This is a genomic window from Bacillus sp. FJAT-45066 (assembly GCF_002335755.1).
Classification (GTDB): Bacteria; Bacillota; Bacilli; order Bacillales; family Bacillaceae_I; genus Bacillus_CD; species Bacillus_CD alkalisoli.
Genome location: NZ_NISQ01000001.1, coordinates 3,394,452 through 3,421,027 on the forward strand (window position 1 = coordinate 3,394,452; position 26,576 = coordinate 3,421,027).

Genomic DNA, 26,576 nt, shown 5'->3' on the forward strand with positions numbered 1-26,576 from the left:
CGAGGTGAAAAAGATGCTTAGAGGTTTATATACAGCAACATCTGGTATGATGTCCCAGCAACGTAAGATGGAAACGTTATCGAATAATATGGCCAACGCCAACACACCAGGATTCAAAGCCGACCAAACTGCACTACGTTCTTTTCCAGAACTACTAATGCACAGAATGGGCCAACAGAACATTCCAACACAAAAGCCGATGAACCTAAACACATTAACGCCAATTGGTGGATTGAACACAGGTGTGTACCTACAAGAAACATTACCAAGCTTCATCCAAGGGGACCCACAGCAAACTAGTGTGAACACAGACATGATGATTCTCCAACAAGCTGGTGAGCCTGGGGCAGTATTTTTCACCGTTGAACATCCAGACGGCACACCGCGTTATACAAGAAACGGTAACTTTGCCCTTGATGCACAAGGCTTCCTAACAACCAACAGCGGCCAATACGTGCTAGATACGAACAACAACCGAATCCAAGTGCCAACGAGAGAATTCACACTCCTACCGAACGGAACGCTCCAAATAGAAGGAACACCAGTCGCAACACTTGGTCTTGCTTACGCGCAAAACCCTTCTGATTTAATAAAAGAAGGCAGCGGCGTTTTCCGTTTGCCAGCAGACGCAGCCATACAAGCCTTGCCAGCGGCTAACATCAACTTCCAAGTACTCCAAGGTCACCTAGAACGCTCCAACGTTGACACAGGCTTAACGATGTCTGACATGATGTCCGCATTCCGTGCCTTCGAAGCAAACCAAAAAATAATCCAAGCCTACGACCAAACGATGCAAAAAGCAGCGAACGAAATTGGACGAATTAATTAGGGGTTAGGCGTTAGCTGAAAGCAAATTAAACAATAGAACCAGGGTCAGTCCCGCCCACGAAGTGGAACTGACCTCAGCTTCATACTAATAAGAATCAATATTCGAAAGGTGGTCCAATTCACCATGAACCGAATCATGCTCAACGCAACCAACACGATGTCGCAATTACAAAAACAACTCGACACCATCAGCCATAACATGGCTAACGTCGATACAGTCGGATATAAAAACCGTCGCGCGTCTTTTCAAGAACTTCTAACACAACAGTTCAATAACCAATCGTTACACCAATACGAAGGTGGACGCCAATCACCTATCGGCATTCGCCAAGGAACAGGTGCAAAACTTGGCCAAACACAACTGCAACTAACACAAGGTGCGCTTAAAACAACAGAGCGCATGCTAGACTTTGCTTTCACAGCCGAAGACCAATTCCTAACGGTTCGAGTGTTAGAAAACGGCCAAGAACAAACTCGCTTCACTAGAAACGGCTCTCTATACTTATCGCCAATTAACAATAACGAAGTAATGCTCGTTACAAGCGAAGGGCATCCAGTATTAAATAGCAACGGGCAAGCAATTGTGCTTCCAGAAAACATTCAAGAAATTCAATTGCAACCTGGCGGTACACTAACGGCTATGATGAACAACGGCAATGCATTTGCACAAGAGCTCGGAATCACGCAAATCATCCGCCCGCAACTGTTACAAGGGGTAGGTGGATCGCTTTTTGCGATGAATAATGGTGACACACCGGAGGCAGAAGTGATAAACTTCTTATTAGGTGCAGCTCGTGGAGACATTAGCCTGCAACAAGGCATGCTCGAGCAATCAAACGTTGATGTCGCAAAAGAAATGACAGACTTAACGATCACACAACGAACGTACCAATTCAACGCCAGGTCCATCCAAATGGCCGACCAAATGATGGGCCTTGTCAACGGCCTTAAACAATAAATAACAAACTAATGGTTGGACAGAGGGACCTGTGTCCCTTTGTCCAACCGACTAACCAATTAAAGGTGTGAACACAGATGGAAGAAAAACGACCATCCACACGCGAACAACTGCGTGCACAAAAAAAACAACAAAAAAAAGCTCAATCAGAAGAGCTACAATATAACCCAAACAAAAAATTCCGCCCACGTATGCGCGTGATCCCGATATGGATACGTCTTGTCTTACTACTAGCATTCCTAGCAGTCTCAACGATAGCAGGCGCAATGTTCGGCTACGCAATCCTAGGAGACGGCGACCCAAGAGACGTCCTAAACAAAGAAACATGGCAGCATATTATAGACTTAGTGAAAAATTAACGATCCTAATCATGGGTCGTTTTTTATTGGGAAAAACTAGCCATACAATTTTATATCAAGTATAATTAACACTAACTATTAGTAGGAGGTAATAAACTATGCTAGACATTAATGAAATTAAAAAAATCATTCCACATCGATATCCTTTCCTGTTAGTGGATAAGATAATAGAAATTGAAGAAGGAAAACGTGCCATCGGCTTAAAAAATGTAACGGCGAACGAAGAATACTTTAACGGTCATTTTCCTGACTATCCAGTAATGCCTGGTGTTTTAATTGTCGAAGCATTAGCGCAAGTTGGTGCTGTTGCGATGTTAAAACTAGAAGACAACCAAGGTCGCCTTGCGTTCTTCACAGGAATCGACAACTGCCGATTCAAAAAACAAGTCACACCTGGCGATCAACTTCGTCTTGAAGTAGAAATCATCCGCGTCAAAGGACCGATCGGCAAAGGCAAAGGCGTCGCAACAGTAAACGGCGAACTTGTGTGTGAAACGGAGATTATGTTTGCGTTAGGACCAAAGCAAAACTAACTAACAGGAACTTCGTTCTTCTAAGTGCGGTTTTATAGTACTTACGAATTAATTTTAAAAACTCTGCAATATTCCGTTCCTTTTGGGGAATATAAAAAGAGACCAAGCAATAAGGTCTCGATAACGTATTCCATGGAAGGAGACAAACATAATGAATAAACTATTATTAAAACTTTCTGGTACAGCTATTGCGGCAATGTTAGTGACAGGATGTGGCGTAAACAACGGTGATGTTCCTCCTCCAGAAGAGCAGCCTCCAATGGAACAACCAGGTGAAACACCTCCTGGAACGGAAAACAACATGAACGACATGGATGAGAACATGGACGATGAAATGAACGACATGGACGAAAACATGGATGACATGGACGACGAAGACACGAACACAGGTTCATAATAAATAATAAAGGGACAGCTTTTGCTGTCTCTTTATTATTTGTATTAAAAAACGCTGTTGATTGGATCGAAATCCTTCGCTTTCCGCGGGTAAAAAGGAAGGTTATTTTCACTGTCGTGAAAAAACCTACTCCTCGGCGTTCCGCCTGTGGGGTCTCACGCTTCGCTCTATTCCCGCAGGAGTCTTCGGATTTCGCTCCAATCAACAGCTGAATTTGTTAGTGAAATATATTAATCAGTCATTATTATTTAAACCAGTTCCTATTATAACCAAGCGGGACAGAGGGACTGGTGCCGTGTCAATGGGGTAGTGGACATGGTACCTGTCCCTCCTGTCACGCCACTATTTGAAATCCCACACAATCATCCATTCTCCTTCTTCTTTTACAACGTATACTTCTTGGATGAAGTAGAAGTGTCCGTATTTGCCGCGGTATTCTTTTTCTACTGTGAAGTGGTGGGCGTTATGTAGTACGTCTCCGTCTTTGACGGCGCGCCAGTTTTTCTTTTTGCCGCTATTCTTTATATGGAAAGAATATGCTTCTGCACCGAAGTGGCCGAAGAAGACGTGGTTGCGGTCTTGAATAAAATTCGTTTTGGGAAATTTATCTTGCACAATTGGATGTAATAATTCCCACGCTTGGCTATGCTGTTGAAGCTGTTCGTGTTTATAAAATTCTTTCACCACATGCTCTGCTTTCCTACCATCGGTCTGAAACAACTTCGCAAAAGAAAAAACTAACAGCACAATTGCCAAACCGATCAATATAAGTGGCAAAGGACTTTGCCGTCTCCCCAACCGTCGTCTCCTCATAAGATGAAAACCTCTCCTCACCAAACATAATTACTTCATTGTATGAGTTTGTCTCCCCATCTATTACACCACCAGGGGCCTGACTTCCTTACGAAGAATTAGAATTGAAACAAAAATACTTATACTAAGCAATCTTTAAAACAGGGGATCTGGCATCCCGCTTAGAAATCATAAAAAATCAATTACAAGGTCTCACGACCCCACCCTACACATACTTCGACACTCATTCGACAAAATCCGAGTAATATGTCAAAACTTACAACCGTTTTCAACAAAAATATATCTTTTCTTACAAACTAATTGGGTTTACACTATAGATATATGACAAAGTTTTCTTTATAATATTCTTTGTGTGTAAAAAAAGGAAAAAATCCTTAACTAATATAAAATCGAAAACTTAGAAGAAAGTACGGGGGTCGACATGGAAGAAACCATTAGTTTAAAAGAATTATTTCAAACGATACGAAAGCGCCTCAGTTTAATTATGTTAATTACGATCATCGCGACAACAGTAAGTGGAATGGTGAGTTTTTTCGTATTAACACCAATCTATCAATCTTCTACACAGATTCTAGTAAACCAATCAAAAAATGAGACTGGTCAGTATAGCTCAGCGGATATTCAATCAAACTTACAATTAATTAACACATATAACGAAATCATTAAAAGTCCAGCTATTCTTTCCATTGTAAGTGAACAAGTTGGTGGGGGAGAAACAGCTGTATCTTTAAACTCAAAGGTTACCGTTAGTAGTGCGAACAACTCTCAAGTTGTAAACATCAGAGTTGAACATGAAGACCCAGCAATGGCTGCATTAATTGCGAATGCAACGGCAACTGTTTTCCAACGTGAAATTATTTCACTGATGAACGTAGACAACGTAAATATTTTATCGGAAGCAACAGCAAGCACGTCTCCGGTAAAACCGAATCCTCAACTAAACATGGCAATTGCTTTAGTAGTAGGATTAATGGCTGGTGTCGGCTTAGCATTCTTATTGGAGTTCTTAGATAATACAGTTAAATCCGAACAAGATGTAGAAAATCAATTAGGCTTACCAGTCTTGGGTGTTATTACTGTTATTTCAGAAGATGAACTAGCAGAAGTGGCAAAAGAAGCTAGGAAATCAAGGTTAAGAGGTGAGAAGAGTGCTTAAGAGAAAGAAGAATATAACTAATAATTCAACAAGCCGTCATTTAATTTCTCATTTGTTACCTAAGTCACCAATTTCGGAACAATACCGTACAATCCGTACGAATATACAATTCTCTTCTGTGGATAGCGACATACACACAATTATGGTTACTTCTAGTGGCCCTGGTGAAGGGAAGTCTACGACTGCTGGTAATTTGGCTGTCGTGTTCGCGCAACAGGGAAAAAAAGTACTATATATTGATGCGGACTTACGTAAACCTACAGCACACTACACGTTTCAAATAGACAACTTTAAAGGGTTAACGACTGTTTTAACAAAACAGTCTGTACTCATTCAAACAGTGGAAATGACGAAGGTGGAAAATCTAGATATTTTGACGAGTGGTCCAATCCCTCCTAACCCGGCTGAATTGTTAAGTTCAAGGGCTATGGATGAATTATTAAATGCTGCTAAAGATATTTATGATGTTATTGTTATTGATACTCCTCCGGTGTTGGCGGTTACCGATGCACAAATCTTAGCTAATAAATGTGATGGAACAATATTAGTAGTAGCAAGTAGTTCGACTGAAATAGAGTCTGCTACGAAATCTAAGGAGTTATTAGAAGCAGCAAAAGCAAAGTTGCTAGGGGTTGTATTAAATAAGAAGAAAATGAAAGATAGTTCTTATTATTATTACTACGGGGGGAAATAGGGTCTCCATACCCCTCCTATTTTTTAATACGAAAATAGGTAAAAGTACCTATGTCGAAATTAGTCGAATGTTGCTAGACAGGTGTAAAGTGCATCGAATATAGTATCCAGGCTCGAAGAACGAAAACCAGGTAATGTCTCCTAACCTTTATCAACGGAGGCACTCGGTTGTCCCGATGGGTATTCATTTACCTTAGACGCATTACGTTGTCATAGGGATGATGTGAGGCGGGGTTAAATGCCCTTTTAAGGTGATAGGCGTTAGCTATTAGGTGTTAGGTTAATTTAAAACCGAACCACCTAACAACTAACGCCTAACACCTATTAGCTTAAAAGAAAAGATGTGATTATTAACAAACCAACTTAGTAATCACATCTTTTCTTTTAAACCAAACAAGCGAAGTGGACAGAGGGACTGGTACGTTGTCAACGATAGTGGACAATGTTACCTGTCCCTCCTGTCCAGGAAGCGTTAGAACTACAACAAAGATAAATAGTTGGTTAGGTCTTGAAAACCTATACCTGATGTTGCCTTTCTAACCCCTAACAGCTAACCCCTAACAGCTAACGCCTAACACCATAAAAAAAGCATGAGGTGGTCCTTCGGTCCACGTCTCATTTTCATTACATATTCATAAATGGAAGAAAAGGAGGAATTGTGATGACGTACAAAAAACGGCTATCATTACTTATTATTATTGATTCTTTAATTGTTATATCTGCTATATATATTGGATTTTGGTTGTTGAATCCACATTTTAATGTGTTTCAATCGAATACGTTATTAATGAGCTCTCTTACATTGTTAATTTGGCATCATTGTTTTGCTTATGGATACAAGCTATATAACAAGGCTTGGGAGTACGCGAGTGTTGGAGAGTTAATTTCGATTACGAAAGCAGTTACGTTTTCCGTATCAATTACAGGTGTCCTTCAGTTTATGTTTACTGGTGATATTTTCGTTCGAGTGTTGATGATTACTTGGATGTTGCACGTGTTATTAATAGGTGGATCGCGTTTTTCGTGGCGTATGTATCGCGATACGTTTATGCGTAGGCGTAAAGATAAGAAGAGAGTGTTGATTGTTGGAGCAGGAGCGGCTGGGACGATGGTTGCTCGTCAGTTGTTGCAAAATGCAGAGGCAGATATGGAGCCGGTTGCGTTTGTGGATGATGATGAAAGAAAGCATAGGCTACAGGTGCTTGGTGTCCCGGTAGTAGGAGGGAAAGATGCGATAGAATCGGCTGTAGTAGATTACGAGATTGATAGTATTATTATTGCGATTCCTTCTTTAAGCAAAAAGGAACTGAATGAAATTTTTGAAGAGTGTAGTAAGACGAAAATTAAGCCTCAGATTTTGCCGATGATTGAGGATATATTAATAGGAAAGTTGTCGGTGAATAGTTTCCGTGAGATTCAAGTGGAAGACTTGTTAGGTCGTGAGCCGGTTGAATTGGATATGGAGAGTATTTCGGAGTCGATTACTGGTAAGACAGTGTTGGTCACTGGTGCTGGTGGTTCGATAGGTTCGGAGATTTGTCGTCAAATAAGTAGTTTCTCACCAAAGCGACTTGTGTTAGTTGGGCATGGGGAGAATAGTATTTATTTGATTGATATGGAGTTAAGGAAGCAGTATGGAGAGATGATTGATATTGTTCCGGTAATTGGAGATATTCAGGATCGTGTGAGGATGTTTTCGGTGATGGAACAGTTCCAGCCGGATGTTGTGTATCATGCGGCGGCGCATAAGCATGTGCCACTTATGGAGTACAATCCTGTTGAAGCGGTTAAGAATAATGTGATTGGGACGAAGAATGTTGCTGAGGCTTGTGACACCTTCGGCGTCGGGACTTTTGTTTTGGTTTCTTCGGATAAGGCGGTTAATCCTACGAATGTGATGGGGTCTACTAAGCGGATTGCGGAGATGGTTGTTCAGAACTTAGCTAAGGTTAGTAAGACGAAGTTTGTTGCGGTACGGTTTGGGAATGTGCTTGGTAGTCGTGGGAGTGTTATTCCTTTGTTTAAGAAGCAGATTCAGGCTGGGGGACCGGTTACGGTTACGCATCCGGATATGACGAGGTATTTTATGACGATTCCGGAGGCTTCTAGGTTGGTGATTCAAGCTGGGACTTTGGCACGTGGTGGAGAAATCTTTGTTTTAGACATGGGTGAACCGGTTAAGATTGTTGATCTTGCGAAAAACGTTATTAAGCTTTCTGGTTATACAGTGGATGAGATCGGGATTGAGTTTTCTGGGATTAGGCCCGGGGAGAAGATGTATGAAGAGTTGTTGGGCGAAGGTGAAGTACATGGGGATGCGATTTTCCCGAAAATATTTATTGGTAAGACAACTTTAATTCCGATGCATTTGGTGGATAACTTGGTTAATAATTATTCGGAAATGAGTAGTGCGGAAGTTCAGGAGTATGTGTTGGGGTTGGCGAATAATAGGTTTGAAATCAATGCTAAAAAACAACTTCAAGCCTAACAGCTAACAACTAAGATCTAATACTTAAAGTTTATAATTAATAGGTTTGATGGGGAAGAGGTTTAGGTTCTTCGAGCTTAGAGGGACTAGATGAGAGATATTAACCCTCTCGGGTTAATATTAGCTATCGCCCTTCGGGCTACTTTTTAGGAAAAGATGATTAACATTGGGGTGTGGATTATATGAAGAGAGTTCGTAAAGCGATAATTCCTGCTGCTGGTTTAGGGACGAGGTTTTTACCAGCAACGAAGGCGATGCCGAAAGAGATGTTGCCGATTGTTGATAAGCCTACGATACAATATATAGTGGAAGAAGCTGTGGCTTCTGGGATTGAGGATATTATTATTGTTACTGGTAAGGGTAAGAGAGCGATTGAGGATCATTTTGATAATTCTTTTGAGCTTGAGCAGAATTTAATGGAAAAAGAGAAGTTTGAATTGTTGGAAAAAGTACAAGCTTCTTCTAAGGTAGAAATACATTACATTCGTCAAAAAGATCCAAGAGGGCTTGGTCATGCTGTGTGGTGTGCGCGTAAGTTTATTGGGGATGAGCCATTTGCAGTATTATTAGGTGATGATATTGTACAAGCGGAAATTCCTTGTTTGAAGCAGTTGATGAATGAGTATGATAAGACGTTATCATCTGTAATTGGGGTGCAGACTGTGCCGGAGAGTGAAACACATAGGTATGGGATTATTGATCCTTCAGTTCAGAATGGTCGTAGTTATCAAGTGGATAATTTTGTAGAGAAGCCCGCCCAGGGTACGGCTCCCTCTAATCTTGCAATAATGGGGCGTTATATTTTAACACCAGAAATCTTTATGTTTTTAGAGAGACAGGAGACTGGTGCTGGTGGAGAGATTCAGTTGACGGATGCGATTCAGAAGTTGAATGAGATTCAGCGTGTGTTTGCTTATGATTTTGAAGGTAAGCGATATGATGTTGGGGAGAAGATTGGGTTTGTGAAGACGACGTTGGAGTTTGCGATGAGGGATGAGAAGTTGAGGGAAGAGTTGTTGCCGTTTTTGGTGGAGATGGTGGAGAGTTCTAAAGTTTCTCTTAAGTAATTGCAACCCTTCGGGTTTGAAAAATATCTTGCTGCATCTTAGATCTGCATAAGGAAGTTATTTTCTTAGGGGGAGATCTATTTTGTGGAAAAGTAAAATTAGATATATGTGTAATAGTAAAGGTTTAACTCTAGTTGAAATATTGGCAACACTAGTGATATTAGCAATCATATCCGCAATCGCTGTTCCAGCGGTTTTCGGCTTGATTGAAAATTCTAGGGAAGATGTTTGTGTTGCTAATAGATTAGAGTTGAAGAGGTATTATGAGAGAGAGTTAGTGTTGGTTGGATTGAAACATAAACCTGAAATTTTTGAGCAGAGTATGATGGAGTTTGGGGAGGAAATTTGTCCTGTTGGTGGAGTTATTAGTTATTTGGATGGGGATGTTCTTTGTAGTGAGCATTCTGATGCGGATTCTGGTGACGAGAACGAGGATGTGCCGTATTTCTAGTGTTGAGAGCCATAGGGTGGTGAACGTCAAGATCGGTACCGCCCTTCGGGCTTGTTATTATTGAATGGTGGTGGGGAACTGACTATCGTAATCAGATAAGGTGCTGGAAACCTTGTGGGATAAGGGTTCCGAGTGTTTTTGGTAGTTTTTAAGGTTTGATTGAATGGTAGTTTAATAGGAAGAAATAGGAAGAAACATGGTTGAGATTAGTGTAAAAATGAAATTACTTTGTGATTGAATGTTGTTGATTGAATAGGGGTTACGAGGTGAGTATCGGAATTTGATAACAAAACACAATATGTAGTATCAAAAATAGGTATTTAACAATGAAACATACTATATGTTGATATTTTTATCTATTTCTCATATTGAATATTATCTACGAGGTGGGTATCGGAAATTGATAACAAAACACAATATGTAGTAGTGAAATTCATTTTACAATAGATAAACATACTATATGTTGATTTTTTTATCTATAACTCATATTGAATATTCGGTACGAGGTGAGTATCGGAAATTGATAACAAAACACAATATGTAGTATTGAAATTGGGTTTTTAACAGAAAAACATACTATATGTTGATATTTTTATCTATTTCTCATATTGCATATTTAATGCGAGGTGGCTATCGGATATAGATAAACACAATATGTAGTATTAAATTATGCGAAAAAGTATAAATTAAACACAATATATTGATTTTATCCATTTTGTATAATCATACTAAGTACTAATATATTAAATGGATTAAAAAAGCTGACACAAATTTATAAAAATAATAAAAACACAATATATAGTATTAAAATATAATTTAAAATAATAAATGATACAACATGTTGATTTTTTTATCTATTTCTCATAATAGATAAAAAATGCGAGGTGGCTATTGATAATAGATGAGTTTAGTAGGTTAGTAGTTGGTTGGAGTGAGCGTTCCAGTTAAGTACTAACAAACTAAAAATATTTTCAAGGAGTGTAACAGAGATGTACATGAAAATTAAAAGGTTAATAGATATTGTTCTTTCATTGATAGGGTTGATTGTACTGTCCCCTATTTTTTTAATTCTAATTTTGGGTATTAAATTAGAATCAAAAGGCCCTGTCCTATTCAAACAAAAGCGTGTTGGAATTAACAAAACGCATTTTAATATCTTAAAGTTCCGTACGATGAGAATTGATACTCCTAAGGACACACCAACACACCTATTAGATAACCCAGAGCAATATATTACAAAGGTGGGGAAATTCTTGAGAAAAACTTCATTGGATGAACTACCTCAGATTTGGAATATCTTTGTTGGACAGATGAGTATTATCGGGCCTAGGCCTGCGTTATGGAATCAGTATGATCTTATTGTTGAACGTGATAAGTACGGTGCTAATGATGTGCCGCCGGGATTAACGGGGTGGGCGCAGATTAATGGTAGAGATGAACTTCCTATTGAAGTGAAGGCCAAGTTAGATGGAGATTATATTAAAAGCATTGGATTGTGGATGGATGTTAAATGTTTCTTTGGAACAATTGTTAGTGTAATAAAGAGTGATGGAGTTGTTGAGGGCGGGACTGGAACTAAGGCTAAGAAAGAAGTTGCTAGTACTAAGGGGAAGGCTAATTAAATGAAAAAGATTTTAATAACTGGTGTAAATAGCTATGTTGGTAAAAGTTTTGAAAAATGGGTGCAAAGTTACCCTAATAAGTATTTTATAGATTCTATAAGTTTACGAAATGAATCATGGAAAGAAAAAGTCTTCGCTAGTTATGATTCAATATTACATGTAGCTGGTATAGCACATGTCTCATCCGATCCAAAGATGGAAGAACTATATTATAATGTGAATCGTGACCTTACAATTGAAGTTGCAGAAAAAGCAAAAGCTGCAGGAGTTAAGCAGTTTATTTTTATGAGTAGTATCATTGTATATGGTGATAGCAGTAGCGGAAGAAGAGTCATAGATAAAAGTACAGTACCTACACCTAGTAACTTCTATGGCAATAGTAAGCTGCAAGCAGAAGAAGGTATAAAGGCTTTAGAGAATGATGAATTTAAGGTTGTAATTATAAGGCCGCCTATGATATATGGTAAAGGTTCGAAAGGTAATTATCTTAAATTGGCGAATGCTGCTAAAATACTTCCTTTGTTTCCTGACTTTGAAAATCAGCGTAGCATGCTTTATATTGATAACTTGTGTGAGTTCCTTCGCTTGATAATTGAAAGTGAAGAACGTGGATTGTACTTCCCTCAAAATAACGATTATGTTAAAACCAGCGAAATGGTTAAGTTAATTGCTGAGTTTCATGGAAAGAAGATTAAATTAACAAGAGTGTTTAATCCTTTATTAAAATTGATTGGGTATAAAGTTGGTCTGATAAATAAAGTGTTTGGTAATTTAGTCTATGAAAAGTCTATGAGCAATTATACACATATAAATTATAGAATAAAAGACTTTAGGGAATCAATAAAAGCAACTGAATTGGAGAGTGACTCTGATGAAAGCGGTTATAGTAAATTGCTTTGATACTTATGAAGATAGAGTAGATTTAGTTCATGAGTTTTTCGAAGATAATGGTTATGATGTAACAGTTATCCAGTCTGATTTTAGACATTTTAAGAAAATACACAGAAAAGAAAAGAAAGATGGTTTTATTTTCATTAATTCAAAGCCTTACTATAAGAACATGTCTATAGCAAGGTTAGTTTCGCATTATAGATTTGCGAATGATGCATTTAAGGTGGTAGAAGAAATCAAACCAGACTTATTATACGTATTTGTCCCCCCAAACTCCTTAGCGAAGTTTGCTGCAGAGTATAAAAAAAAGTTCAAAGATGTGAAGTTGTTATTTGATATAATAGACCTTTGGCCTGAAACTATGCCTATAGGCAAAATGAAGAAATTTCCCCCCTTCACGTTTTGGAAGCTTATGAGAGATAAAAGTTTAAATTATGCAGATTTAGTAATTACTGAATGCGATTTATATCAATTGGTTTTAGGAAATCTGCTTCGTGAAATTAAAACAAAAACTGTTTATTTTGCTAAAAAAGATATTGAGGTAATTAGCAACCCTCTTCTAAGTGAAGAAGAGATACATCTTTGTTATTTAGGATCTATAAATAACATCATTGATATCCTTAAAATAAGAGAAATAATAAAGGATATACAAAAAATTAAGCCGGTTACACTTCATATAATAGGTGATGGGGAAAGTCGGCAGACGCTAATTGAAGCAGTTAAAGCTGCAGGTGCAGAGGTTGTATATCATGGGAAGGTTTATAATTCACAAGAAAAGCAAGATATTTTTGATAAATGTCATTTCGGTTTAAATATAATGAAAGAAAGTGTTTGTGTTGGTTTAACAATGAAGTCTATAGATTATTTCCAACATGGATTACCCATTATTAACAATATTCAAGAAGATACTTCTAAATTTGTAGATAAATATAAAGTTGGTATAAATATAAATTCTAGCAACATGGATAAGGAACTAGAAAGGTTTATTATTAATTATAGATTATTAATAAATAGAAATAATTGTAGAAAATTATATAATGAGGAATTATCTGTTGAAGCATTTAATTCGAAATTTATTACTATCCTTGATTATATAAAGTAAGTGTAGTTTTATTATAAGAGTTTTGTATCTAAATGTATAAGTCATAAAAATTGAATATTATTTTATGTCTAGTTAAGAAGTTTGGAGTGAGCAATAAGTGAAGAAGCAAATTAATATTTTGTTTGTGGTCTCCTCATTAATTAAGTGTGGCCCCACTAATCAGTTGTATGGAATAATAAATCATTTAGACAAGGAAAAGTTTAAGATTCGATTATTAACACTTTTTAGTGAAAGTAAAAAAAGCGATTTAGATAAGTTTAAAAAGCTAGGAATAGCTATAGATTCACTGGATGTTCCTAATAATAAAAATTACTTACAAACTACCTATAAGTTGGTAAAGTACTGTAAATCAAGTAAGTTTGATTTAGTGCATAGTAGTGGATTAGCCGCTGATTTTAGTTGCTGTTTTTTATCGAATATAATTCATATTAGTACGATCAGAAATTATGCAAAGTTAGATTATAAAAGCTCGTACGGCAAGCTTTATACTAAAGTAATGGTTCCTCTAAATAATTGGGCAATTAATAATACAGATTTCCCTATTTGTTGTTCAAAATCTATTAAAGTAATGTATGAACAAGAAACTAAGAAAAAACTGTACTATATACAAAATGGTGTGGATACTTCTAAATATATGCATAAACCGGAGTTAAAACAATTAGTACGAAGGAGTTTAAATCTACCAGAAGATAAACTCATTTTCATATCCTCTGGTAGCCTAATAGACAGAAAAGATCCTTTATTTATTGCTAAGGCATTTAAAAAACTTGAAATGAAAAAAAATGTCTTATTAATTTTTATTGGGGATGGTTATTTATTTGAGCATTGTAAGGAGTATGAATCAGAATATATATCAGTAAGAGGAAATGTGGATAATGTAATAGATTATTTACATGCTTCTGATGTTTTTATATCTGCATCAAAATCTGAAGGGCTACCGAACGCCGTATTGGAAGCTGCTTCATGTGGATTAGAGTTAGTTCTATCTGGTATACCGCAACATAAGGAAATCTTTGAAAAGGATATGCAACTAGCTAATTTTTTTGAGCTAAATAATGAAATGCAATTTGAAGATATTGTTAATAACATTATATTAAAAGAAAAGAATTTAAGAAAAAACCCCTCTGATTTTATACAGAAAAACTTTAGTGCTCAATCAAATAGCAATAAATATGGAGAATTCTATGAGTGGGCAATAATGAATAAACCGTTTGTGAAGAAATAAAGTTTTAATACTTTCAAAGGCATAAATAGTATGTGAGGAATAGAATTCAAGTAAGAAATCCGAAATTTAATACATGAGTAATCTCAATAGGATTCTTACTATATGTTAATAGAGGAGTTATAACATGAGCTTAAAAAAAATAATTAAAGTTATTAAAAGGCCTCAAAATATATTTATGATATTAGGGAATCGAGGTTTCTTTAGACAAATAGGAGATAAAACGTACTTGAAAATTGCCTATTGGTGTAAAATGGGTAAAAAACTAGATATAGACTCACCTAAAACATATAACGAGAAAATCCAATGGCTAAAATTAAATGATAGGAATCCTAACTACTCAAAGTATGTAGATAAATACGAAGTTAGAAAATATATAGCAGAAAAAATCGGAGAAGTGTATCTAATACCGTTAATAGGCGTATGGGATAGTATAGACGATGTTAATTTTGAAAAACTACCTAAAGAATTTGTTTTAAAGTCAACTCATGATTCTGGTGGTGTTGTAGTCTGTAAAGATAAACAATGTTTAGATATTAAAAAAGCAAAAGAGAAAATCCGTACTTCTTTAAACCGTAATTATTTTTGGGGGCAACGTGAGTGGATATATAAAGATATCAAACCTAGAGTTATTGCTGAAAAATATATGGTAGACAAGATTGACAAAGAACTAAGGGATTATAAATTCTTTTGTTTTAATGGAGAAGTTAAGGCAATGTTCGTGGCATCTGATAGAGGAATTGATACTAGATTTGATTTTTTTGACATGGACTTTAATCATATGCCATTTATGCAACATTACCCCAATGCCGAAAAACCAATAAAAAAACCAAAAAATTTTAATGAAATGAAAAGTTTAGCACAAAAACTATCAAAAGGGTTCCCACATGTAAGAGTTGATTTCTATGATGTAAACGGCAAAGTTTACTTTGGAGAACTAACATTTTATCATTTCAGTGGGTGGGAAAAGTTTGAACCAGAATGTTATGATAAATATTTTGGTGATTGGTTAGATATAACGGAATTAAACGAAAAAAATCATAATAAATAACACTGTTAATTTTATTATTTATATGAAAAAGCAATTGCTTTGACAGCGTGGGATATTTTGTATTTGTGGAATACAAAAAGGGAGGTGTAGAGTGAATAATAAGTTTAATGATAAGTATCTGCTTACAAGGTACTTTGATTTATTAGTCATTATATATATTGTATCACTTTTTACAGTTACATCACATGATTCGTTGTATATCATTAATAGGATATTATTTTTTGTTTTAGCAGTATCTTTCGTCTTTTTATTACTTATAACAAGATTCAATTTTAAGATTGAACGTATAATACTTTCTACCTTGCCTTTTATTGTGATCACTATTTTAAGTAATAGCTGGGCTCTTGACGTAAGTATTTCTCTTAATAGAACGGTAGGGATTGTAGTTTACTTCTTAGGTGCAATAATTATATATATATTAATTCATAATAAAATCATTGCATTAGATGGAATAAAAAAGTCGTTGATTTTAAGTGTTGTTATCTTAACTGTCACTGCAGCTTATGAATATTATGTTTTGGGAGTAGCAAGAGGAGCTGGAGTTGCTCAAAATCCTAACATATACGGGCTTTACGTAGTTTTTCTAGCTCCAATAATATGGGAACTAAATAGAATTTATCCTAAACTTAATAGATTTACAACATATATTGTTATAGTTGCTTTGATAATTGCACCAATTGTAAGTGGTGGTAGGAAAGTATTGATTGCTTCCGTCTTAGTATTTTTATACTTTTTATTAACTAGTGGGAAAATGAACTCAGTATTACCTAAGTACATTAAGTTTTTTATTATATCATCTATGATATTATCTGCAATATTTATGGTTAGTGTTAATTCGGGTAACTTGATTACAACAAATAGCAATTTATATGCTATGGAAAGATTGGTTGATTCTGAGGAAGCAAGTTTTTTAATCCGTAAGGATATGATTTATACTGGTATTGAGTTGTTTAAAAATAAACCTTTTTTAGGATATGGGATTGATAATTATAGTATTGCAAGTACCTTTGGGACATACTCTCATAATAACTATATAGAATTACTTGTCTCCCTAGGATCGTTTGGACTAGTATTTTATTATTATATTTATGTTAAAACTCTAAGCTATAGTTACAGAATTCATAAAAAGAACAAAGAATCAAAAGCATTTTATTTGACCCTTTTTTGTATTGTTCATTTTTTTATTATGGAAGTTGCATTTGTTATGATAAATAGTCCAGTATTATGGATACTATTGATTATCCTTCTTTTGATTAATGAAAATGAGAGGAAAGAAGGCATTAAAATTTAACTAATACATGTACTACCTATAAAATGGGAGGGAAAAATGAGTAGACCAATGTTTAGTATTTTAATACCGGTATATAACGTAGAAAAATTTTTATCGCAATGTATTGACTCAATATTGGAACAAACTTATCAGAATTTTGAAGTAGTATTGATTAATGATGGTTCTACTGATTCTAGCGGCTTTATATGCAGCAAATATGCAGAAGCTGATAAAAGAATTAAGGTGTTTAATCAAGAAAATCAAGGTTTATTGATGTCAAGAAGAAATGCTATATCAAAAGCAACCGGGGAATATTTATTATTTCTTGACTCGGATGATTATTGGAATAATAACCTCTTAGAGATGGTTTATTCTGCTATTATAAAGTTTAATTGCGATTTGGTAATATTTAAGTATAGTAGGGTTTCTGAAAAAAATTTATTTATTAAGGAAGCTCATTCAGTTTTTCATAATGAAGCAATTTTTGATGAAAATAACAAAGAAGAACTTTTTAGGGAAATATTATCAAGTTCTGAATTGAATAATCTGGTATGTAAAGTTGTGAAACACTCAATTATGGATGAAATAGATTATAGACCATTTAAGGGTATAAGTAGCGGAGAGGATCTCTTACAGTCGGTTCCATTAATTGTTAATTCGAATAAAATTGTATACTTAGACAAAAGTTTATATAACTATAGAATAACTTCTGGTAGTATTACAACAACAGTGAACAAAAGATTTTTTAAGGATGTTACTATCGTTAGAGAAACAGTGCTAACTTATTTAAAGAAGCAGAAATATGATAATGAAGCCAATAATATATTATTTTATAATTATTATTTGGAAATTATAATTAATTACTTTTATGTCATAGCCAAGGCAAAATTGAATAAAAAAGAAAAAATAAATTTTTTGGTGAATTTAAAAAAAGAGGATTTAATTCTAGAAGCAATTCCCTATATAAAATATTCAAAAATAAAGTTAGTAAATAAGCTACCAATTTACTTCCTAAAAAATAATTATTATAATTCTATAATTATTTATACTTTAATTGCTGCAAAACTTAATTCGATTTTTAGAATAGTACTAGAATATTCAAAGAGAAGTAGGTAAAGCTTATGGGACTTAGTGTAATTATACCAGCTTATAATGTAACCAACTATATAAATAAAACATTAGAATCACTTCTTAATCAAAAAAGTTACGGTTTTGAGATTATTATTATCGATGATGGTTCGACTGATAATACATTTCAAAAAGCTAAAGATATCTTAGTTAATAGTAAAATCCCATATAAAATATTACAAAAAACAAATGGTGGAGTGAGTTCAGCAAGGAATTATGGATTAGAAGAAGCTGAAGGGGAATATGTTGTTTTTTTAGATGGAGATGATTATGTTGCACCAAACTTTGCCGAATTGGTATGTAATTGTATTAAGAATGAACAACCAGATGTTATTTGTTGGGGCTTTAATATAGTTGACGAAGATAATAGAGTAATAATGAATTATTTCGATAAATATAATATCTCGTTTGAAAGCATTTCTGGTATTAATCTACTGAAAAATATGATTCTTGAAGAAAAGGTTAAGATCTGGACAGGAAGTGTAGCATATAAGAAAAAGTTTCTGTTTGATAATGAGTTTAAATATACTGAGGGATGTTCCAACGGGGAGGATCAAGAATTTAACTTAAAGGTACTAGTTAAAGCAAAAAAAGTTTTTTTTATAAATGATACATTATCCTTTTACCTTCAAAGGCCATCCTCTATTTCGAATAGCTCCAACATCAAAAAATATGATTCAATAAATGCAATGAGAAGAGCTAACGAATTTATGAAGAACTCTTTAGAGAATAAATTAGAACTAAGCGAGATAGTAAAACATATAGAAAAATATAATATTATAGGGAACTATTTTTTTAATATTGAGTCACATATCAAAAACTCTAATTTAAGTAATATTAATATATTAATGAAGATGATAGATGATGAATTTCCAGATTTAAATAACGAGATGAAAAGGATGATGTATAACTCTAGAAAAGAATTTAATAGAATTGCTTTCTATAGTAATTTCTTCTTAATTTCTCCATCTATATTTTTTCATTTTATTAAGTTTAAAAAACTGCTTAGTGCAAATTTAAGGAAGAAATAATGTAATACAACTTAAAATTATTATAAATAATTGAGAGGTGTTAATTGGTAGAACGAATATAGAGTTTATATCAAATATAATTATTCAAGTAAATCAATAGAAATTTGAAAAACTATTAACATTCTACTACAGTCATTATTGTAGAGTATTGTTGGTAATAAAACCTAATTCTGGATATGGTAACATGTAACAACACTTGGAGAAAAAATGGATTCTGTGAAATAACATACTAACCTAAGCTCTACTCACCAAAAAGAGCAAAATATAGAGATAAGAGCAAACTAATAAAAATATTATCAGTCTACCTCACCACTGATTTTAGTTGGTGAATATTACCGTTATATGGCGAAAAAGAAACCTAGAATATATTCTTTAACAGACAAAGGAGATTTGCATGAATATTTATATTTATAACTGTTCGAATACATTTAACTATGGATCCATGATGATGGGAGAGAATTTTATTAATTATTTTCCTGAAATACAAGGAACTAATAATAAATTTTATGTAGAAACAAATGATGAAGAGAATATTAAAAGACTAAGAAGTGCTACAGGAAATAACGATATTTTTCAAGTTAATATGAATTCTCTATTTCAAGATGAAATTTCTAGGTATGATTATATATATGGTTATTTAGGATTAAAGAAAATTACTTCTGACTTGGCAAGAACTATTGATTTAGTAATTGTATTAGGTGGAGATGATTTTACTGAAGACTATGGATGGACTGGCCCAGTTATTAATGCTGTTAAGTTTAATGTTTTAAGAAAAGAAGGCCTTAAAGTAGTAATGCTCGGTCAAACTATGGGTCCATATAAATCTTTTAGAAAAGTTTTAATGGGAACACTTTTAAATGGATTAACTAAGATTTATCCAAGAGACCCTTTAACTAATGAATATCTCAAGACATTAGGTTTAAAAAACATAGATATTATGGATGATTTGGCTTTGCTTGCTCTTACAAAACAAGAAGTTAAGAAAAGGACTAAAGAGTATATCACTTACTGTCCTAGTGAGTTGATTTACAGATACTCGAAAGAAGGTAATAGAGAAGATTGGATCGATTTTAACTTGTTCATGATTGAAGAAATAATGACAATTTATCCCGATAAAAAACTAGTTTTACTTGCCCATGTATTAAAACCTGATCATGTAGACGATAGATTAATTGTGAATGAGTTATATAACAAAATAAAAGAACAATATAATAATAGAGTAGTTATCCAAAATAACGAAATGTATCCTTTTGAGGTAAGAGAATATATTCAGGAATCATTATTTACAATTTCCAGTCGTATGCACCCTGTTGTATCATCAATACAGTGTGAAATCCCTACAATAGCTTTATCGTATAGTACTAAGTATTGGGGAATTATTGGAGAAAGATACGGGCTTAATGAATTTATAATAGATATAAGGTATCATAACTATTCAGAAATGAGAGAAAAATTTAAAAGCGTTTTGAATAAAATTGAGAAAGAGTATGTTGAGATCCAAGAAATGATGAAGGAAAATAACAAATTTGCAACAGAAAACATAAATAAAACATTAAATGAAATAGCCTCTTTAGCTGAAAAGTAAAATTAAGAGTGAGATAACTGGAAAGAAGGAAGTTGTTTGAAGGTAAATCAACTTAAAGCAGGAGCAATACTTTCTTATTTGTCATTATTTATTACTACAATTATTACACTTCTATATACACCAATCATAATACGACTATTAGGCCAAGCAGAGTTCGGTTTATATTCTATGATAGGTTCTATTGCTGCATACCTTAGCATTATGGATTTAGGACTAGGAAATGCAATTGTCAGGTATACTTCAAGAAATAGAGCTATCGGAGATAAGGAAGCTGAGTCAAGACTTAATGGAATGTTTTTGTTACTATATTCTTTTATTGGAGTTACGACTTTATTAGTTGGGATTATGCTTTTTAGGTCTATGGATGAAATATTTGGAGCGAGCTTAACTGCATCGGAACTAGAAATGGCAAAAATAATGATAATAATTTTAATAATAAATTTTTCGTTGTCTTTCCCGCTATCGATTTTTGGTTCTATTATGCAAGCTTATGAAAGATTTATTGCGGTGAAAATAGTAACTATAATTCGTTCTTTATTGATACCAATAATTACTATACCATTTTTATTACTTGGTTATGGGTCAATATCAATGGTGTTAATAACAACATTAGTAAGTATTTCATGTTTATTGTTTAATGTTTACTACTGTTATAAACATTTGAAAATTAATTTTTACTTTGGAAAGTTTAATTATAAATTATTAAGAGAAATTTTAGGATATTCATTTTTTATTTTTTTAGGAATTTTAGTTGACCAAATTAATTTAAATATGGGGCAGGTTATATTAGGGGCTCTTTCAGGAACATTTGCGGTTGCAGTGTTTGCTATTGCTATTCAATTTATCAGATTGTACTTACAATTCTCGACATCTATTAGTGGATTATTCTTGCCTAGAGTAACTATGATGGTTGCTAATAAAGCTAGTAACGAAGATTTGACAAACATGATGATTAAATTTGGTAGAGTTCAGTATATTATTGTGGCGTATATTTTAAGTGGATTTATTTTATTTGGTCATCCTTTTATCAGTATATGGGCTGGCGCAAATTATTCGAATGCTTATTACATGGCATTAATTATTTTGGTACCTATAACAATTCCATTAATTCAAAACATTGGATTATCTATTTTGCAAGCGAAAAATAAACAAGGTTTTAGATCCATTATTTTAATTATAATAGCCGTATTAAATGTTATTATTTCTATACCATTAGCAAAAATTTATGGCGGTATTGGGGTTGCTCTGGGAGCTGCAATCTCTTATATAATTGGCAATGGTATTATTATGAATATTTATTATCATCGTAAAATCGGTATTAATATATTGCTTTTTTGGAACCACATTTTAATATTGTCGATACCAGTTGTAATTTCTTTGGTTTTCGGATATGCAATAAACTTTTTTGTGGTTGCGCATGATGATATATTATTCATGATTTTTAAAATAGGGATGTTTTCCAGCGCATATTTTTTATTAATGTGGTTTTTTGGAATTAATAAGTATGAAAAAAATCTAGTTATATCATTTGTTAAAACTATTAAGAATTATACGGTTAAAATCCAGAATTAGTCTATAAAAATATGGCATTAAAAAGTTGGGAAGGCTCTATATGTATAAATTTTGATGCTAAGAGGCTTTCGTATTTTAATAGGCATAGGGAGTTTTCCTCCGGTCTTATGAGTTTGTGTGATGCATACTCAATTCGACATTAATGGGAGGTGCTCCTTTATTTGTTTTAAAAGGTTTGCCCCTAAAGGATTAGACTTATGGAATTAAATAATAAAGATAAAAAAGTAGGTGTGATTTGCAATATGAAAGCTAATGAGGAGTTATATAATACTGTAATAAAGAATGATTATTCTTGTGGTTCAGGAGCTTTTGCTGTTTTAAATAAAAAGATAAAGATGGAATTAAATGAATATGGGGAATATAAGCCTAATTTCGAACATGCATTAACAGAAGGTGAAGACATTGCTTTACAATTAGTTTGCCCTAATTCCAACAAAAGTCCAAATGAAGATGAAATAAGCAAAAATTTATATGGTGGAATTCCAAATATTAAATATGATAAGAGAATTGGTTATTACACGGGACTTTATGCAGGACATGTTATAGAAGGTGATTATCGCAAAAATGCAAGTTCAGGTGGATTTGGTACTTGGATTTTTAAAGAATTATTTGAGAGAAACTTGATTGATGGTGTGATACATGTTAAGCAAAATGGAAACAAGGAAGATCCAATACTTTTTAAATATGATATATCGAGATCGGTGAAGGAAATCCAAGAAGGTGCAAAAACAAAATATTATCCTGTGGAGTTTTCTCAAGTAGTGAATAAAATCAAAGAAAAGCCTGGGAGATATGCCATAATTGGAATTCCAAGCTTCATAATGTCTATTAGGTTATTAGCCCTAAATGATCCAATAGTAAATGATAGAATTAAATATACAATTGGTTTAATTTGTGGCCATCAAAAAAGTGCAAAATTTGCTGAATGTTTAGCTTGGCAAGTGGGATTTGAACCTGGGTCTTTAAAGTCAATTGATTTCAGAAAAAAAATACCTGATGCCCCTGCGAACCGTTATGGGGTTGAAATGACGGGTTTTGTAAATGGTAAAGAAGTTACAATCATTAAAAGCATGAATGAGCTACTTGGACATAATTGGGGACAAGGATTTTTCAAGAGCAATGCATCTGATTTTACTGATGATGTTATGAATGAAACTGCTGATGTCACACTTGGTGATGCTTGGTTACCTGAATACACGTCGGATAGTAAAGGTAACAATGTTATTCTTGTTCGTAACGAAATAATAGCTAATATTCTTAAAGAAGGGATTAAATCTAAAAAAGTAAAATTAGATAACATAAGTATAGAAACAATTATTAAGTCACAAGCTAGCCACTTTCAACACACACGAGAAGAGCTTGGTTATAGATTATATAAAAAGGATCAACTGAGACAGTGGCGTCCAGAAAAAAGAATAACAGCCGATAAGGATATATCTTTTATTAGAAGAAGGATACAAGATTTACGTATGGAAATTTCAAAACAAAGCCATATAAGTTTTAAAAAAGCTGTAGAATTAGGAGACTTGAATTACTTTATAGTTCATATGCAAAATTATGTTAAAAGGTATAATAGAATTTATTATATTAAATCTATTGTCGAACTAGGGCCTAAAAAAATTGTAATGAAATTAGCTAATAAAATAATTAAAACTATAAGAAGGGCTTGAGAGATTTGTTTTTTAAATAATAGAACTGAGTCTTGCTACTAAGTTTCTAACCATATTAATGAACCTTTGTAGTTTCAGTGTGTCTGTACGTTGCTTTTTAGAAATAGACAAACAGTTTGCAAAAAGGATCTTTTACTGAAAGTTGTAAAGACTTTATCCTCTTCTCATTTATCCCATAACACGATTATTAAGACTTCATCGTGCATATGTTATATTACCATAGTAATCCTTCTTTTTTCGTCAATTACAACTTAAATCGATCTTATATATATAATAAATTGGAGGATTAGAAAGGAACATGATTATGAAAAAAATTGCAGTTGCAGGTACAGGGTATGTTGGTTTAGTTGCGGGAGTATGTTTTGCTGAAGTAGGACATCAAGTTATTTGCGTAGATATTGATGAAAATAAAATAAATAAAATGAAGTCAGGCATTTCTCCAATCCATGAAAATGGATTAGAAAAGTTAATGAAAAAAAACTATGCTGCTGGAAGAATTGATTATACGACTGACTACAAAACAGCTTATAAAGATGCAGATGCTATATTTATAGGTGTAGGAACCCCAGAACAGTCTGATGGATCTGCAAATCTTTCATATATTGCAACTGTCGCAAGGCAAATTGCTGAATCTATTGAGAAGGACTGCTTGGTTGTTGTTAAATCAACAGTTCCAGTAGGAACAAATGATAAAGTAGAACAGTTTATTCAGGACTTTTTAGTAAATAATGTAAAGGTGGAAGTGGCCTCAAATCCAGAGTTCTTAGCGCAAGGTTCTGCTGTACATGATACACTCCATGCTGAAAGAATAATTATTGGGACAGAGAGCAAGTGGGCTGAAGAGTTACTCCAGAAGCTTTATGAACCATTTGGTATACCAATTGTTTCAGTTAATAGAAGGTCTGCAGAAATGATTAAGTATGCATCGAACGATTTCCTTGCACTTAAAATTTCATACATGAATGATATTGCAAACCTTTGTGAATTAGTTGGTGCGGATGTCCAAGATGTAGCAAAAGGCATGAGTTATGATGCTCGTATTGGAAACAAATTTTTAAACGCAGGTATTGGTTATGGTGGATCTTGCTTCCCTAAGGATACAAAAGCACTTGAATATATTGCAAAGCAGAATGGATATGAGTTACGAACGGTTAAGGCTGCAATTGATGTAAATACTGATCAAAAAACAATGTTATACAAGAAAGCGAGTAAAAGACTAATTACGTTTAATGGCCTGAAGGTAGCGGTATTAGGATTAACTTTCAAGCCCGGAACAGACGATTTAAGAGAAGCGGCATCTCTTGAGAATGTACCTTTATTACTAGAGCAAGGCGCGGATATTTATGCTTATGACCCAGTTGGTGCAGAGAACTTTGCGAAAGTACATCCAGAAGGTCAGCATGGAAAAGGCAGTATGACGTATGTAAGTGATGTTGAGGAAGCATTGAAAGATGCAAATGTATGCTTTATCTTTACGGAATGGGGCGAAGTAAAAGCGGTTACGCCTGGAAAGTATAAGGAAATAATGAGAACCCCGTTAGTTTATGATGGAAGAAATATTTATCGTATTGAAGAGATGCGGGAAGCAGGAGTGGAGTATCACTCTATTGGAAGAAAAGCTGTAGAGAGAGAAGTTGTAAAGGAGTCGAGAAATCTTGAGTTACAAGCCGTTAGATCCTAGTAAAGTTTATCTTATTACCGGAGCTGCTGGTTTCATCGGATATTATTTATCTAAGAAACTACTAGAAGGTGGCTGTCAAGTAATAGGTATTGATAATGTAAATGATTACTATGATGTGAAACTTAAACACGCTCGTCTAGAGCAACTTCAACCATTTGATAAGTTTACTTTTATTGAGGGAGATATTTCAGACAAGCCTATGATTAATAGTGTTTTTGAAGAGTACAAGCCTAATATTGTAGTAAACTTAGCTGCTCAAGCTGGAGTTAGGTATTCAATAGAAAATCCGGATGTATATATCAAAAGCAACATTATTGGTTTTTATAACATCCTTGAAGCATGTAGATACTATCCTGTTGATCACCTTGTATATGCTTCATCAAGTTCTGTATACGGAGCCAATAAAAAGGTACCATTTGAAGAAACCGATTTTGTAGATACCCCTGTATCACTTTATGCATCTACGAAGAAGTCAAATGAATTAATGGCTCATACGTATAGCCACTTGTATAAAATACCGGCTACTGGACTTCGTTTCTTTACTGTTTATGGTCCTATGGGAAGACCCGATATGGCCTATTTTGGATTTACGAAGAAATACTTTGCTGGGGAACCAATTAAGATCTTTAATAATGGTGATTTTGATAATGATCTATATCGTGATTTCACGTATATAGATGATATAGTCGAAGGAATAGAGCGACTTATAGGTAAACCACCAGTAGATGTCGTTCCACATAAAGTATTCAATATTGGTAACAACAATCCTGAAAAACTGATGACGTTTATTGAAACCTTAGAAAAATCATTAAGTAATGCATTAGGTAAAGAAGTATTGTTCGAGAAGAACTTTGAGGCTATTAAACCGGGTGATGTTCCAGCTACTTATGCTTCAACTAATTTATTACAAGAAGCTGTAGGATTCAAACCAACAACTTCTATAGCAGAGGGCTTGCAGAAGTTTGCTGATTGGTATGTTGATTATTATATGATGAAGTAATATTTATT

Annotated in this window: 24 protein-coding genes; 23 read left to right on the forward strand and 1 reads right to left on the reverse strand. The window is 34.0% G+C overall.

Annotated features, from left to right (window positions below):
• The first annotated feature begins 13 nt into the window (after positions 1-13).
• From CDZ92_RS17130 to CDZ92_RS17150, 5 genes are all read left to right on the forward strand, one after another.
• On the forward strand, positions 14-829 hold the full coding sequence (locus CDZ92_RS17130) for a flagellar hook-basal body protein (RefSeq protein WP_096156423.1): 816 nt from the start codon (positions 14-16) through the stop codon (positions 827-829).
• 123 nt (positions 830-952) lie between these two features.
• Positions 953-1,786: a flagellar hook-basal body protein gene (locus CDZ92_RS17135; protein ID WP_096156424.1), complete on the forward strand. Its 834-nt coding sequence runs from the start codon at positions 953-955 to the stop codon at positions 1,784-1,786.
• A gap of 77 nt (positions 1,787-1,863) precedes the next feature.
• Positions 1,864-2,145 (forward strand): DNA-directed RNA polymerase subunit beta, encoded by a 282-nt coding sequence (locus tag CDZ92_RS17140; RefSeq protein WP_096156425.1) that lies wholly within the window; start codon positions 1,864-1,866, stop codon positions 2,143-2,145.
• 98 nt (positions 2,146-2,243) lie between these two features.
• The gene (fabZ, locus tag CDZ92_RS17145) at positions 2,244-2,678 is read left to right on the forward strand and encodes a 3-hydroxyacyl-ACP dehydratase FabZ (protein WP_096156426.1); all 435 of its coding nucleotides are present in this window, start codon (positions 2,244-2,246) and stop codon (positions 2,676-2,678) included.
• Positions 2,679-2,829: 151 nt separating this feature from the next.
• Positions 2,830-3,075 (forward strand): hypothetical protein, encoded by a 246-nt coding sequence (locus CDZ92_RS17150; protein ID WP_096156427.1) that lies wholly within the window; start codon positions 2,830-2,832, stop codon positions 3,073-3,075.
• A 342-nt stretch (positions 3,076-3,417) separates the two neighbouring features.
• Here the strand turns inward: CDZ92_RS17150 and CDZ92_RS17155 are convergent, their stop codons facing one another.
• Entirely contained in the window at positions 3,418-3,873 is a 456-nt protein-coding gene (locus tag CDZ92_RS17155; RefSeq protein ID WP_096156428.1) for a hypothetical protein, read from the reverse strand.
• Between the two features lie 436 nt (positions 3,874-4,309).
• Between CDZ92_RS17155 and CDZ92_RS17160 the strand changes: the two genes are divergently transcribed.
• From CDZ92_RS17160 to CDZ92_RS17245, 18 genes are all read left to right on the forward strand, one after another.
• A complete protein-coding gene (locus CDZ92_RS17160) occupies positions 4,310-5,044 on the forward strand; it encodes a YveK family protein (protein WP_096156429.1) in 735 nt (244 codons plus the stop codon).
• On the forward strand, positions 5,037-5,738 hold the full coding sequence (locus CDZ92_RS17165; RefSeq protein ID WP_303621593.1) for a CpsD/CapB family tyrosine-protein kinase: 702 nt from the start codon (positions 5,037-5,039) through the stop codon (positions 5,736-5,738). The genes CDZ92_RS17160 and CDZ92_RS17165 overlap by 8 nt, the downstream gene beginning before the upstream one ends.
• Positions 5,739-6,398: 660 nt before the next feature.
• Positions 6,399-8,225 carry a polysaccharide biosynthesis protein gene (locus tag CDZ92_RS17170; protein ID WP_096156430.1) on the forward strand — a complete coding sequence of 609 codons (1,827 nt, stop codon included), beginning with the start codon at positions 6,399-6,401 and terminating at the stop codon, positions 8,223-8,225.
• 182 nt (positions 8,226-8,407) lie between these two features.
• Entirely contained in the window at positions 8,408-9,292 is an 885-nt protein-coding gene (galU, locus tag CDZ92_RS17175) for a UTP--glucose-1-phosphate uridylyltransferase GalU (RefSeq protein ID WP_096156431.1), read from the forward strand.
• 82 nt (positions 9,293-9,374) lie between these two features.
• The gene (locus CDZ92_RS17180) at positions 9,375-9,743 is read left to right on the forward strand and encodes a pilus assembly FimT family protein (protein WP_096156432.1); all 369 of its coding nucleotides are present in this window, start codon (positions 9,375-9,377) and stop codon (positions 9,741-9,743) included.
• Between the two features lie 989 nt (positions 9,744-10,732).
• The gene (locus CDZ92_RS17185; protein ID WP_096156433.1) at positions 10,733-11,365 is read left to right on the forward strand and encodes a sugar transferase; all 633 of its coding nucleotides are present in this window, start codon (positions 10,733-10,735) and stop codon (positions 11,363-11,365) included.
• Positions 11,366-12,265: an NAD-dependent epimerase/dehydratase family protein gene (locus CDZ92_RS17190; protein ID WP_096156434.1), complete on the forward strand. Its 900-nt coding sequence runs from the start codon at positions 11,366-11,368 to the stop codon at positions 12,263-12,265.
• Entirely contained in the window at positions 12,237-13,358 is a 1,122-nt protein-coding gene (locus CDZ92_RS17195; protein WP_096156435.1) for a glycosyltransferase, read from the forward strand. Before CDZ92_RS17190 ends, CDZ92_RS17195 begins: the two co-directional genes overlap by 29 nt.
• A 97-nt stretch (positions 13,359-13,455) precedes the next feature.
• On the forward strand, positions 13,456-14,583 hold the full coding sequence (locus CDZ92_RS17200; RefSeq protein WP_096156436.1) for a glycosyltransferase: 1,128 nt from the start codon (positions 13,456-13,458) through the stop codon (positions 14,581-14,583).
• Between the two features lie 124 nt (positions 14,584-14,707).
• Positions 14,708-15,631 carry an ATP-grasp fold amidoligase family protein gene (locus tag CDZ92_RS17205; RefSeq protein ID WP_096156437.1) on the forward strand — a complete coding sequence of 308 codons (924 nt, stop codon included), beginning with the start codon at positions 14,708-14,710 and terminating at the stop codon, positions 15,629-15,631.
• 91 nt (positions 15,632-15,722) lie between these two features.
• Positions 15,723-16,922 carry an O-antigen ligase family protein gene (locus CDZ92_RS17210; protein WP_176483799.1) on the forward strand — a complete coding sequence of 400 codons (1,200 nt, stop codon included), beginning with the start codon at positions 15,723-15,725 and terminating at the stop codon, positions 16,920-16,922.
• 36 nt (positions 16,923-16,958) lie between these two features.
• On the forward strand, positions 16,959-18,017 hold the full coding sequence (locus CDZ92_RS17215) for a glycosyltransferase family 2 protein (protein WP_096156439.1): 1,059 nt from the start codon (positions 16,959-16,961) through the stop codon (positions 18,015-18,017).
• Positions 18,018-18,022: 5 nt separating this feature from the next.
• Positions 18,023-19,060 (forward strand): glycosyltransferase family 2 protein, encoded by a 1,038-nt coding sequence (locus tag CDZ92_RS17220; protein WP_096156440.1) that lies wholly within the window; start codon positions 18,023-18,025, stop codon positions 19,058-19,060.
• A 394-nt stretch (positions 19,061-19,454) separates the two neighbouring features.
• Positions 19,455-20,645 carry a polysaccharide pyruvyl transferase family protein gene (locus tag CDZ92_RS17225; RefSeq protein ID WP_096156441.1) on the forward strand — a complete coding sequence of 397 codons (1,191 nt, stop codon included), beginning with the start codon at positions 19,455-19,457 and terminating at the stop codon, positions 20,643-20,645.
• 36 nt (positions 20,646-20,681) lie between these two features.
• Positions 20,682-22,217 (forward strand): oligosaccharide flippase family protein, encoded by a 1,536-nt coding sequence (locus CDZ92_RS17230; protein ID WP_096156442.1) that lies wholly within the window; start codon positions 20,682-20,684, stop codon positions 22,215-22,217.
• A 197-nt stretch (positions 22,218-22,414) separates the two neighbouring features.
• Positions 22,415-23,887 carry a Coenzyme F420 hydrogenase/dehydrogenase, beta subunit C-terminal domain gene (locus CDZ92_RS17235; RefSeq protein ID WP_255249835.1) on the forward strand — a complete coding sequence of 491 codons (1,473 nt, stop codon included), beginning with the start codon at positions 22,415-22,417 and terminating at the stop codon, positions 23,885-23,887.
• Positions 23,888-24,191: 304 nt separating this feature from the next.
• A complete protein-coding gene (locus CDZ92_RS17240) occupies positions 24,192-25,568 on the forward strand; it encodes a UDP-glucose dehydrogenase family protein (RefSeq protein ID WP_096157053.1) in 1,377 nt (458 codons plus the stop codon).
• On the forward strand, positions 25,543-26,568 hold the full coding sequence (locus CDZ92_RS17245) for a GDP-mannose 4,6-dehydratase (RefSeq protein ID WP_096156443.1): 1,026 nt from the start codon (positions 25,543-25,545) through the stop codon (positions 26,566-26,568). Before CDZ92_RS17240 ends, CDZ92_RS17245 begins: the two co-directional genes overlap by 26 nt.
• The last annotated feature ends 8 nt before the right edge of the window (positions 26,569-26,576 follow it).